Source organism: Enteractinococcus coprophilus (assembly GCF_006716305.1).
Classification (GTDB): Bacteria; Actinomycetota; Actinomycetes; order Actinomycetales; family Micrococcaceae; genus Yaniella; species Yaniella coprophila.
This window is the reverse complement of sequence record NZ_VFOU01000001.1, coordinates 563,289-575,994: the sequence shown is the minus strand read 5'-3', so window position 1 is coordinate 575,994 and position 12,706 is coordinate 563,289. Positions and strand designations below refer to the sequence as shown.

The 12,706-nt window shown below is 57.3% G+C and carries 9 protein-coding genes; 3 read left to right on the top strand and 6 right to left on the bottom strand.

Features of this window, described 5'->3' with window-relative positions:
* Positions 1-129: 129 nt before the first annotated feature.
* Both FB556_RS02655 and FB556_RS02650 read right to left on the bottom strand, forming a co-directional pair.
* The gene (locus FB556_RS02655) at positions 130-2,112 is read right to left on the bottom strand and encodes a hydantoinase B/oxoprolinase family protein (protein ID WP_141864497.1); all 1,983 of its coding nucleotides are present in this window, start codon (positions 2,110-2,112) and stop codon (positions 130-132) included.
* On the bottom strand, positions 2,112-4,148 hold the full coding sequence (locus tag FB556_RS02650; RefSeq protein ID WP_141864495.1) for a hydantoinase/oxoprolinase family protein: 2,037 nt from the start codon (positions 4,146-4,148) through the stop codon (positions 2,112-2,114). The genes FB556_RS02655 and FB556_RS02650 overlap by 1 nt, the downstream gene beginning before the upstream one ends.
* 164 nt (positions 4,149-4,312) lie before the next feature.
* On the opposite strand from FB556_RS02650, the gene FB556_RS02645 reads away from it, so the two are divergent.
* Positions 4,313-5,575, top strand: coding sequence for a PucR family transcriptional regulator (locus FB556_RS02645; RefSeq protein ID WP_141864493.1), 1,263 nt, complete (start codon positions 4,313-4,315; stop codon positions 5,573-5,575).
* A gap of 17 nt (positions 5,576-5,592) precedes the next feature.
* On the opposite strand, the gene FB556_RS02640 is transcribed toward FB556_RS02645, so the two are convergent.
* The gene (locus tag FB556_RS02640; protein ID WP_141864492.1) at positions 5,593-6,378 is read right to left on the bottom strand and encodes an IclR family transcriptional regulator; all 786 of its coding nucleotides are present in this window, start codon (positions 6,376-6,378) and stop codon (positions 5,593-5,595) included.
* A 103-nt stretch (positions 6,379-6,481) separates the two neighbouring features.
* Here FB556_RS02640 and FB556_RS02635 point away from each other — a divergent pair, with 103 nt between their 5' ends.
* Positions 6,482-8,431, top strand: coding sequence for an FAD-dependent monooxygenase (locus tag FB556_RS02635; protein WP_141864490.1), 1,950 nt, complete (start codon positions 6,482-6,484; stop codon positions 8,429-8,431).
* 57 nt (positions 8,432-8,488) lie between these two features.
* On the opposite strand, the gene FB556_RS02630 is transcribed toward FB556_RS02635, so the two are convergent.
* The 3 genes from FB556_RS02630 to FB556_RS02620 form a co-directional block, all read right to left on the bottom strand.
* Positions 8,489-9,379 (bottom strand): LysR family transcriptional regulator, encoded by an 891-nt coding sequence (locus tag FB556_RS02630; RefSeq protein ID WP_141864488.1) that lies wholly within the window; start codon positions 9,377-9,379, stop codon positions 8,489-8,491.
* 82 nt (positions 9,380-9,461) lie between these two features.
* Positions 9,462-10,082, bottom strand: a complete 621-nt coding sequence (locus FB556_RS02625; RefSeq protein ID WP_141864486.1) for a response regulator — start codon at positions 10,080-10,082, stop codon at positions 9,462-9,464.
* Complete coding sequence (locus FB556_RS02620) at positions 10,079-11,434, bottom strand: sensor histidine kinase (RefSeq protein WP_141864484.1); 1,356 nt, start codon at positions 11,432-11,434, stop codon at positions 10,079-10,081. Before FB556_RS02620 ends, FB556_RS02625 begins: the two co-directional genes overlap by 4 nt.
* Before the next feature lie 141 nt (positions 11,435-11,575).
* Between FB556_RS02620 and FB556_RS02615 the strand changes: the two genes are divergently transcribed.
* On the top strand, positions 11,576-12,682 hold the full coding sequence (locus FB556_RS02615) for an ABC transporter permease (RefSeq protein WP_141864482.1): 1,107 nt from the start codon (positions 11,576-11,578) through the stop codon (positions 12,680-12,682).
* Positions 12,683-12,706: the final 24 nt, after the last annotated feature.

The following is a 12,706-nucleotide window of genomic DNA, read 5'->3' as shown; positions in this document are numbered from 1 at the left end:
CGTTTTGGTTATCGAAGAGCTGACGAGTTGCGACCTACTGCAGTGAGGGGCTCAGTCACCGAAGATGTTTTGTCTTCGGTGACTGAGCTCTTACACGCGCATACGGTGATGCAAGGTCGCGGCGGTGCCTTAAGACCAATGGTTGGCTGAACGGAGTTTCATTGATTCACGGTACTCGCGAGTCGTTTCCGGGAAGAGTTCACCAGTGCCCCAGTCGAGGATGACCCCATAGCGACGGATGACATCATGCATCGTCAGCTCACCACTTCGGAATCTTTGGGCAACCGATTCTGGATCTTCTTCCAACCAGGAGGAGCGATTCTCGGCGATATACGCTCGAGCAGCCGTCGTGGCAGCTTCATCGATCTCGTACTCATCTAGCTCGGGGTCGCCGACACGGATCACGACGCCATAGTCTTTCTCTGCGCGGTCCACCGACACGTATTCGTCAATGACGTCTTCAAGGACAAGTTCTGGATCGCGTTCGAGCGGGTCACCGAAACCGCCTCCACCAGCGGAAGGGCGGGTGAACTCGTCACCGGGTTGAACCGGGTGGCCGGAGAATACTGAGCCCAGATACTGTTCTTCCTCAGTACCTTTATTGATCCACACCCCGTGCGGTATCGAGGGGAGGCCGCCCTCGATACCCCAGGTGACAGACCGGGCACGGTCGCAGGAGTAACTGACGACTGTCGATTGAGCATCTGTGAGGATCCCACCCTTTTGGACCCCTACACCACCGCGGAACTTGCCTGGACCGGCTGAATCGATGGCAATCGAGTGTTCGGTGGTGATAACAGGTGACAATCTTTCTTGGCCTTCGAGAGGTTGCACTGCAAGTCCGGCACCGAATACCGGCGAGGTCGCACCGGAACCGTCTTTGGTCGCGCGACCGCCCCAACCACCGGCCATCCAGTCGTACCACATGAAATATGGCTTGGATTCGCTGCGTGCATCCCGTCCGCCAACTAGAAGATATTCAAGGTTGAACGAACAGGCCATGGCACGTTCTGGCATGATGCGAGACCACAGTTCGAACACACCGTTCATAATTTTCTCGTGTGGACCCGAACAGAAACCGGTCACAGCTGTCGGCCACGCGGCATTAACGACGGTCCCTTCGGGACCGATGTCTGCAGTGACTGCGCGATAAAATCCTGAGTTCAGGGGGACTTCCGGAAAGAAGGTCTTCGTTCCGGAATACAGCGACGAGTGCGTGGTGCCATAACCGGAGTTGAGAAAGGTAGCCACTGAGGGTGCTGAACCGTTGAGATCGTAATGGATCCCATTCTCATCGAGTGTGAGTTTAATGCGAATCGGGATCAGCTGCTCAGGAGTGGAGGGATCATTATCGATGTAGTCCACTGTTTCCCACGTTCCGTGCGGGAGTGTTTTGATCTTTTCCAAGACCGTGCGCTCAACGTAATCCTGAGTTTCTTGCATGGCATCTACTACAGTTTGCTTGCCGTATCGGTCGACGAGGCGAAGCACCTCGCGCTCGCAAACCGCTGTGGCTTCGGACTGCGCATGAAGATCGCCCATAGCAACCTCGGGGGATCGCGTATTGGAGACAATCAGCTGCGCAACATCTTTGAGAAAGACGCCCTTGCTCCAAACACGTACTGGCGGGATTCTGACACCTTCTCCAAAGTGGTCCGTGGCGTTGATATAAAACGACCCGGGGACCACACCCCCAATGTCCGCCCAGTGCCCTTTGTTCTGCGAGAAGGCAATGATCTCCCCTTCCGAGAAGATCGGGCGGATGAACGAGACGTCGTTGAAGTGTGTCCCACCGCGGTAAGGGTCGTTGATTAAGAACACGTCGCCCGGGTGGATGTCATCTTCAAACTGTTCAAGCACCGCTTTGGCTTGGAAGTGCAACGTTCCCACGTGTACTGCAATATCGCCGGAGCCCTGCATGACCGTATTGCCCTTGGCGTCGCACAGCGCTGAAGAGAAGTCTCGCGAGTATATGACAAACGAGTAGCAGGTGCGAAGAATTTGTTCGCTCATCAAATCGACCGAGGTAGCGAAGGCGTTTTTGAGGACTTCAAATGTCACCGGGTCGAGACGATCAGTCTGTTGTTCGACTGGCTGTGTCATCGTAGTCATTAGTTGCTCCTTCTAATATGGATACGGATATTGAGCCACTCATCAACCTCGGCATCAGTTTCTGGAGGTACCACAGTGGTCGAATCAAGCTGGTTGATGATTGCCGGACCTGTGAACTTTGCGCCGGCTGGGATGTCGGAACGGTTATAAATCGGTGTTTCGTGCCATTGCCCGTCAAAGTAGACGGAGCGCCTTTCGACGGGTTCCCCGGGGCCTCCGTCAGTGATCGCAGCTGGTTGGAAGTTTGGCTTGGTGGTCTTGCCGACGGCATGTAGCTGCAGTTGATACAGCTCGACCGGGGTCTCGTCGTTGCGGAAGGCGAATTCGCGTTCGTGTTGTTCGTGGAAGGCTTCGATTGCCTTATTGAGTGCATCTTTACCATGACCCATTGGAATCACGAGTGAACGCCACTGACCCACGTACCGCATGGAGACCAGACGCTGCAGAACAACGCGATCATCAGAGACTCCCTCATGACGCAAACGTGCCGCGGCCTCGCTCTCCACTCGACGGTAATTTGCTTCGAGCTCTTCGATGTCAGCTTCGCTCGCTAGCCCGGTGTATTGGCGGGAGAAGTCGTGTTGGATATCGACCAATAAACAACCCATTGCGGAAGTGACACCGGGATTCGGCGGCACGACGACGGTCGGGATATTGAGTTCTCTTGCAACGTCTACGCCGTGCAAAGCTCCCGCTCCGCCAAAGGCGAGCAGTGCGAAGTCGCGAGGATCATGGCCACGCCGGATCGAAATAATGCGCACTGCATCGGCCATGTTTGCGTTGGCAACCTGAATGATCGATTCAGCGGCTTTTTCCAACGTGAGGCCAAGCGGCTCGGCGATGACCCGTTGAATGGCTGCTGCAGCGAGATCCTTGTCGAGGCTTTTTGCGCCGTCCGCCAATGATGTACCAAGACGTCCCAAGACCAGGTTCGCATCAGTATTGGTTGGCTGATCGCCGCCGGTATCGTAACAAGCCGGCCCCGGTGCGGCGCCAGCCGACTGCGGGCCATTGCGCAGCGATCCGGCGATATCGATGTGAGCGAGGGAGCCGCCGCCAGCGCCGATAGTTTTGACTTCAATTGACGGGAAGATAATAGGGTGTCCGTACTCGACTGACCACTCTTGAGTGATGCGCAGTTCACCATCTGCGACCAGGGAGATATCCGTAGAGGTACCTCCCATATCGAGACTTACGGCGTTGGCATAACCACACTGGGAAGCAACATGTTGGGCAGAAATCGCGCCAGCTGCGATCCCGGAAGCTGCAAGCCGAACAGGGAACTGATCAACTGTCCGCGGGGTCATAGAGCCACCACCGGAGTGAAGCAATAATAGGTCTCCGGCGTAGCCACCTTCGTGCAGTTTGTCCGAGAGACGGTTCACATACCCCGTGACAAGCGGTGCTAGCACAGCATTCGCTACGGCTGTATTGAATCGTCCGTATTCAAACATCTCTGGCAGGATCTCAGCGGAGGTAGTAATTGAAGCGTCGGGCAGTTCCTCCTCAAGAATCTCTCGCATCCGCAACTCATGGGCAGAGTTGGCAAAAGAGTTCAAGAAACATACCGCAATGGTTTTTGTTCCTCGTTTGCGTAGCAGCGCGGCGAGGCGCCGAGCTTCGTCTTCATCTAATGCTTTAACCACACGACCCCGATAATCGATACGCTCACTGACCTCGAATCGGTCACGGCGTTGAATATAGGGGCCTGATACATCGTTGTACGCGTCCCAAAGATCATCTTTAGTGCCGTCACGAATTTCTATGACATCCCGAAACCCGGTGGTCGTGACGAGAGCCGCCTTTGGAAAGTTCCGCGTAATGAGAGCATTGGTCGCCACGGTGGTGCCATGGGAAAAGAGCGAGACGTCGGCAAGATTAATGTCACCTCGCTCGACTCCATTCATCACGGCGATCATGGGGTCGTGGGGAGTAGAAGGGACTTTAGTTACTCGCATGCTTTTCGATTCATCGTCGAAAATACAAACGTCAGTGAACGTGCCGCCGACATCAACAGCGACTCGGAGTTGCGCCATAGCTAACCTCCAGTAGTGAGCTCATAGTTTGTGTGACACAAGTCTCGTGGACGCGTGCAGGTTTGGCCATTGGGTAGAACGAGAAACCGAGATTCGGATATTGTAATTATTCCAAGACAGTAGGGTGGGGTGGCGCCAACGCCCACCTCAAATTCCGAAAAATCGTGGCGTCTGGTCAAAATCTTGTCTTCAAGATGCCGATTTTTCTGTGTGAATGGAGTCCAGTAGTGACAGTCGATGGACGTGCTTTGAAGTTTCTCCAACGGGTCATGAGGCACCTTCCTGATGAAGACCAGTTGGGTTACGTGCTCTCGAGCATTGCTGCCGAGATTAATGCAGCGGTGTTGGTATTCGATATTGAAGGCGAACTCGTGGGGTCGATTGGTGGCGCTCCTTCCGAACTGATTTGGGAAAAAGTGGAAGAGGATGTGGTCGAATCAACAGCGCGTGTGGGGAAGTGGGTCCTGCTCACTCGACGTTTAGGCCCTAACAGACAGGGCTTCACTTTGGTTCTTGCGACTCGAGTTGCTGAAGAAGTTGAAGCTTCTGCTGAGCTCATTGATGCTGCAGAAATAGCAATAAATGCAGTTCTGGCGGTTCTTCGGGGTGACGATGCTCGCTGGGTACGAGAGAATGCTGAGCTGTTAGAAGCGCTTGAAAAAGGAATTCCGCAGGCCAGAGAACATCGGTTTTGGCCTCGGTTAACAGAATTTGGCTTTATTGCGCACACGTCCTTTCTGGTTGTCGTAGACGAAGCAGTCACGGGAGACGTGCCCTCGAGCGATTTTCTGTGGACGCTCCACGAACGGGCCTATTCCTCAGGCGTTCCCTTATTAGCTGCGGCTCGGCTCGCGATTGCTTCAAGTGATTCCGTCATACACATGCTCGTCCCAGATACAGCAGATGCGAAAGACTGGTTGAGGCGTGACTTTTCTGGTCGGGCTGTGGGTATTTCAGAGTCACATTATTCCCTCACAGATGTTCCGATTGGACTGCGTGAAGCTGAGTATGCTCAACGAGTTGCCATCACTCGGGCAAAAGCGCGAATGAACACCGGGGAGGGCAGTGAACTGATTGCTGAAGTGGCAAACTATCGTGAACTTCGTTTAGGGACTTGGAGCGCCGTCATCTCCCCGATTGATCAATTTCGCAGTCGGAAACGAGGTTTGTTGGGCACTTTTGATCAGCATGCCGAGATTTTAGAAACCGTCATCATATTCCTTGCTAATGATCTGAGCGTGAATGACACTGCTCAACAGTTATTCCTGCATCCAAATACAGTGCGGTACCGACTAGGACGTGCCGAAAGTTTGCTAGGGGGTTCGCTTTCTTCGCCACTTGTCATTACAGACCTAACGCTAGCCTTAGAAGCAGAGATCTGGGCGCATCGTCCACATGAACATCGGGCGGGCGAGGGCAGCCAGTGAAGGCCTGACTGTTGGATCTAGAGCATATCGGACCGGGGCGGCTGATCTTCCCCGGAAAAAGCTTCTCGCACCTCATGCTGGACCGTGAGCAGTGCATCAGCGATTTCTTGGCGTGCCACAGTCGAATATCTGGCTAGGGGCAGGGCGACACTGAAGGCGACGTGTTCCCCGCCGATGTGGCCCAACGAGGTCGCAAGCGCCACGAGTCCTTTTTCCGTGGCTTCGACATTGATCGCGTAGCCTTGCCTACGAATGTCGTCGAGCTCGTGGTGTAACTGGGCGAGATTGAACGCCACCGCCTGTGGGGTGGCCCCCTGAGCGGTCGGGGCGTAGCGCGCATTAACGACCGCTGGGGCGAGATCCGCCAGCATTGCCTTGCCGGACGACGCCAGATGTGCCGGCAGTCGTTTGCCGATTCGACTGGTCAATACCAGCGCTTGGTCGGTAGCCGCTATTGCATCACTGTGGTGCACCGTAGTGCCAACCAGGTTGGCAACGTGCACGGTTTCATGCACCAGACTCGATAGTCGTTCCAGGTGCGGGCGCAACCGATCATGAAGTGCCGGGACCTCTGGTGCCCGCCCAAAATGCAGTGCGTTAGTTCCTGGAAAGTAGCGACGTTTCGCCCCGCGCACGGCAAATCCGTCGGCTTCGATCGTCGTCAAAATGCGCGACGCCGTCGACGGGTTGACTTCGAGATGCTCGGCGACTTCCGTGACGTTCACTGAACCTTGGGACGCCATGAGCTTGAGGACCTGGAGTGCTCGATGAATCGCCTCAATACGCGGTATATATTTGCTCACACCGCAAATCTAACAGGTTTCGTTGCTTGTGTCGCATAAACCTGGGTAGGGTCACCTCAGGACGTGTTGTGCAGCACTTTTTGTAAAGGACGGATAGACCCTCATGCAATACCACCTCAACGGCTATACCTACGGCGATCCAAGCATCGCTCCTGCCGACCCAAACCATCGTCGTCTCGACGAGGAAATGCCAGCCGAAGTCGATGTGCTGGTTGTTGGCACCGGACCTGCCGGCGCTGTGCTGACCGTGCAGCTGGCTGAGTTTCCGGAAGTCTCGGTGGTGACCGTCGATCGTCGCACCGAACCCCTGGCGCGCGGCCACGCCGATGGTGTTGCTTGCCGGACCGTAGAAATGTTTGAAGCGTTCGGCCTGGCCGATACCCTGGTGCGCGAAGCGCTGTGGGTCAATGAAACGGCCTTTTGGTCGGTGGAAGAATCCGGAGCCGGCATCACCCGCACCGGCCTGGTCCAAGACGTGGCCGATGGCCTGTCTGAATTCCCGCACGTGATCGTTAACCAAGCACGCATGCAGGAATTGCTCTTTGATAACGCGAAGAAATCGCCGTCCCGTCACGAAGTGGACTACGGCTGGCAGTATGTTTCTCAGCTCATTGACGAAACTCACGACTATCCGGTTGAAGTGACACTGGAGTCAACCCGCGAGGCCACCGCCGGTGATACCCGCACTATCCGTGCCAAATACGTGGTCGGGTGCGACGGCGCCCGCTCAGCGGTACGAAAATCCATTGGTCGCCAGCTGCACGGCGACGTCCAAAACCACGCCTGGGGTGTGCTCGATATTCTGGCCGTCACCGACTTCCCGGATATTCGCAAAAAAGCCGTGATCAGCTCCGAGGCCGGTTCGATGATTCTCATCCCACGCGAAGGTGGCTATCTGGTGCGCATATACGCGGATATGGGTGCCGTCCCGGAAGACGACTCAGAATTCCGCAACCGCATCACCGTCGAGCAGGTCATCGACCAAGCCAATGCGATCCTGTCGCTCTATACCGTGGACGTCAAAGACGTCGCCTGGTGGTCGGTGTACGAGGTCGGCCAACGCATCGCCGATGGTTTCGACAACCTCAATGACGACGAACGTGCCGCAAATCAGCCGCGCATCTTCATCGCCGGCGACGCCTGCCACACCCACTCGGCGAAAGCCGGTCAGGGCATGAACGTTTCAATGCAGGACACGTTCAACCTCGGCTGGAAACTAGGTGCGGTGCTCCGCGGCCAGGCACATCCGAGCCTGTTGCACACTTATGCCGAGGAACGCAGGGTCACCGCGCAAGAACTTATTGACTACGACACTCACTGGTCCCGCATGGTCGGCTCCCGTGACTCAGATGATCCGGTCACCCCGAAGGATGTTCAAGACCAGTTTGTGCGCGGCGGCAAATTCACCGCCGGTTTTGCCACCCATTACAAACCAGAGTTCTCCCCGCTGACCGGCACCGGTGAACACCAGCGACTGGCCACCGGTTTTGAGATCGGCACCCGCTTCCACTCGGCACCGGTCATTCGGGTGGCCGACGCCAAACCGGTGCAGCTGGGCCACGTGCACCGCGCGGATGGTCGCTGGCGGATCTACCTGTTTGCGGATGAGACCGGGGTGGGCTCCGGTTCGACTGTGGCAAACTGGTGCGAACGGATGAACACCGAACCCACCAGCGCGATCAACCGATTCACCGAACCGGGCGCTGATCGTGACACGACCTTTGATATTTATGCGGTCACCCAGGAGCCGCACCTGGACGTTGATGTCAACGACATCCACGGACTCTTGCAACCGTCCAAGGGCACATTTGGGCTGAAAGACTACGAGAAAGTTTTCTCAGCGGAAAAGACCAATGGTCGGTTGCTGGGCGATATTCCAGGTCTCGACGCCACCCAAGACCTCTATGAGCTGCGCGGTGTGAACCGTACCAAGGGTGCGGTCGTCGTCGTCCGGCCGGACCAGTACATCGCCCAGGTATTGCCGCTGAATGAATTCGATACGCTCGATGCCTACTTCGCGACCTACCTGCTGGACACCAAGGTTAGCGCCTAACAGCGAGATCCTCGTCCTCGGCCTGGGTCACCACTCGTCTGTGGCCCGGGCCGGCGGCTAGCCGAAGAGCGCAGTCGCCGTGTCGATGACGGTCTCTAACACCGGATTCAGCGCATCGCGTCTCCAAACCAGGCGCAAGGGCAGCGGTGTATTTGAAGGATCCTCAACTTGCAGGAACTTCACGTCGTCGGCAGGTATTGACGAAGCCACGGAGGACAGCGTCAGTGATGCACCCATACCCAGGCCCACCAGCAACATGACGGTCCAGGAATCTGGCACAGTTTGTTGTCGCCGCGGCACAAAACCAGCATTGAGTGTGAGCTGCCGAAAACGGTTCTGCAGAGCGGAGTTGTACCCGCCGGGCAGGTTGATCCACGGATCCTGGGCTAACTTGGCCATCTGGATGGTGTCGTGTTTGGCTTGCGGATGGTTTTTGGGCAGGGCGATCAGTGCCTCGTCGTCGCTCAGGTGCAAGGCGTCGAGTTCGGAGGGCAGAAATTCCCAGAGCCCGATGGCGAAATCCAGGGACTGATCGAGGACTTTTTTCAACGAGTCATCGGCAAACTGGGAGGACTGGACTTCAAAGCGCAAGCGGGGCGCCCGCATGGCAAGCTCCCGGGCCAGTGCTGCGACCTCAGCATTCGATGACGCACCAGCAAAGCCCAGTGATACGGTACCGATCTGGCCGGTGATCGTGGACTTGACCGATTCAATAGCGCGTTCGGAGGCTGCTACCAAATCACGGGCCGGCTCGATGAGCGTTTTCCCGGCCACCGTGAGCTCGACTTGGCGTGAGGTGCGGTTGAACAGCTGGGCACCCAGGGACCGTTCGAGTCGTTGAATGAGCCGTGACAAGGGTGGTTGGCCCATTTGCAGGCGCTCGGCGGCCCGACCGAAATGCAGTTCTTCAGCCAGCACGATAAATGCCCTGGCTTCGGTGACTTCCATTCGACCTCCTACACCACGCTGCGGCTGACCTTAGTATAAACCTGCGCAACGGCAGTACTCGTTCGGATACCCCAACTCTGTACTAAATCAATCGTTGTTCTTGGGCGGTGGTAATAGCGGCCGTCCGGTTGGTCACACCTAGCTTCTGATAGATGTGCACCAGGTGGGTCTTCACGGTGGCCTCCGAGATAAACAAGGACTGTGCCAGTTGCTTATTCGTCGCTCCGGTGGCCAAGAGGGTTAACAGTTGCACTTCGCGGGCCGATAAGGCGGTTTTGGGCTGCTGCATTCGGTTCATTAACATCGCGGCGATGTTCGGTGACAGGGTGGGTTTTCCGGCCGCTGTATCCACGATCGCCTGGCGGAGTTTCTCCGGGGCGGCGTCTTTGAGTAAATATCCTTTGGCCCCGGCATCGATGGCTGCTAGCACGTCCGACTGCGTATCGTAGGTGGTCAACACGAGCACCGGAGGGCCATGTGCAACCGTGATGCGCTGCGTGGTGGTAATGCCGTCTAATCCTGGCATTTCGATGTCCATGACCACGACGTCGACCTGGTCATCGAGCATGGCCAGGGCTTCGGCGCCGTCAGCGGCCTCGCCGACGACGTGCACCCCGTCAAAACCTTCTAATAAAGCGCGCAACCCGGTGCGCACCACCGGGTGATCATCGACGAGCAGGACTCTGACCGCAGTTTGGCTCAAGGTGTTGCCTCCTGGGCGGACCGGTTGGATTGACTGGTCAGCGGGATCCTCGCGGCAAGCACCGTACCTTCGCCGGGGGTCGATTCAACGGTGAGGCTGCCTTTGAGGGCGGTCAGGCGTTGTTCGAGACCGTAGAGACCATATCCGGTGTGCTGGTCTTGCGGGTTGTGTGGTGCTTGCGTGAAACCTGGCCGAAAGGTGTGGGGGACGTCAAAACCCACGCCGTCGTCAAAAATATCCACGGTGAGTTCATTGGGCCAGATCCCAATCGTGATGACGGCGTGACGGGCGCGGGCGTGGGCGGCGACATTGCCCAATCCAACTTGGACGGTACGCAACACGGCGGCTCGGACGGGCTCAGACAGGGTCGCCGGAGAGTCCCCTTCCCACCGCAGAGAGGTTTGTAAGGGTTGGTTGCGCACGGCAAGTTCGGTTTCGTAGCGTGCGGTGAGCCGCTCGAGCTCTGTACCCAGCGAGACATGGGGATCGGCAGTGGACAGGTGACGCACGAGTTCTCGGGCCTCAGACAGATTAGCGACGGCGGTTTCTTCGATGGTTTCCAACGCTCGATGCGTGGGTGCTGGCAGCTCGTGCTGGCCGGCTGCCCTGGCGAGTAACACGATGGACGAGAACCCCTGGGCCAGGGTGTCGTGGATTTCGCGAGCCAAGCGTTCGCGTTCTTCAAGCTGGCCGGCCCGGTGTTCAGTGATGGCGAGATCGGTTTGGGCCGCGCGCAGCGCTGCGGCAACCCGCTGGTGATGCGTCGCCTGGCCCAGCAAATGTCGATAGGCAGCCGAGACCAGTACGGCTAAGACGGCACCGATACCGGGGCCGAGGATAGTGGCAATATCCGGAGACTGTGGCCCCGTGGCGCGCACCGTATCCCACCACGGCACAACCCAGGCGGCCACCCACAGGAGCACCACGACAACCACTCCAGAGACTTTTCCTGCCAGGGCGAGGTAGAGAAACATCAACGGGAACGCGACCCAGACAAAGGCTGGACTCAAAAACAACAGCGTCAGCCACAACGCAGTAATCACTATCAACCATCCCCACACCAGGGTGTTGGTTGCAGCCGCTGCAGGGGTTGCCGACACATCCCCGGTGGCACCGCTGTCTTGACGGTACCGACGGTACTCTCGCGAGGTCCCCAGTACATACACCAGGGCCAGCACCACAACGAGAAAGACGATGAATAATCGGTGGTGTATGGGCGGTGCTGGCACGCCGTTGGCGGGAAGAAAGGTGCGGACCAGTCCCAGCAGCAACAATAGCGCAAACATCACGTGCAGCCCGATGCGCAGGATACGCAAAACCGGGGAGTGCCCTGGAGATACAGCGGTGGTCATATATATAACGTAACGAAATTTATGCGGACGAGCATCAACCGAATGGTTGACCGCCAAATCAACTTATCCCCCGATGTATAACGGAGCGCGAAAAGTCAGACTGGAATCAGTACCCAAATCTTAGACCGTAGGGATGATTTCATGTTTGTTGGATTACGCGAAATTCGAGCCGCCAAGGGGCGGTTCACGCTGATGGGCGCAGTAGTCGGCATGATCACACTGCTATTAGTGATGCTCACCGGCCTAACTGGCGGACTCGGGGCGCAAAATACGGCGGGCCTCAATGCACTGGACCCGCAACGCTACGTCTTTGGCAACGCGCTCGACGATACTGCACCCGAAGACCCGACTTTTGCTGAATCATCGGTAACCGCCACGGACCAGTCAGCTTGGGCTGCGACCACCGGAGTTGACGAGGCGATACCGGTCGGCATGACCCAAACCCTGGTGACCGGGGAATCATCTGGCTCTGTGGCTGTATGGGGTATCCCCGAAGGCTCCGGTCTAGTGGAGCACACAGCCTCACCCGCTTTAGCCGGGGTCACTGAACCTGTTGACGACGGCGCAGTGGTGCCGGAATCTATCGCTGAAGAATTAGCGCTGACGGTTGGCGACGATGTGACGATCGGTCCGCTGGAGTTGACCGTGACGGGCATCGTTGAAGACCAGTGGTATTCACACTCGGCAATCGTCTGGGTGACCACTGACTCTTGGCAGGCGATTGCTCACGCCGGCGACGACGTCGTCGGTACGGTTTTAGCTGTCTTCGGACAAGAAGACACAGCAGCTTGGGCTGCCACTGCAGAGACCACCGCAACCGTAAGCACCGGGGTGTCCGAAGCGTTCCAGGCATTGCCCGCGTATTCATCCGAATCCGGTTCGCTGACCATGATGCAAGGCTTCCTCTATGCGATTTCCGCGCTGGTGATCGTCTCGTTTGTCACCGTGTGGACCATCCAACGCACTCGCGACCTGGCCGTCTTACGAGCTCTCGGGGCATCGGGTGGATACCTGATGAAAGACTCGCTGGGCCAGGCCGCCGTCATCCTGGCCATCGGTGTGACCGCAGGGGCAGGACTCGGCGGCGGGCTGGGAGCCCTGGCCAGTGCAGCCGTGCCAGTGAGCTTGTCGGTGCTGACTGTGATTGGGCCTGCCGTGGGCATCTGGGTTTTGGGCATCCTTGGATCCGCGCTCGCCGTGCGCCGTGTGGCCAACGTTGACCCGCTGTTGGCTCTCGGTGGCAACTAACCAATTCGTTTCGACTAGATAGGA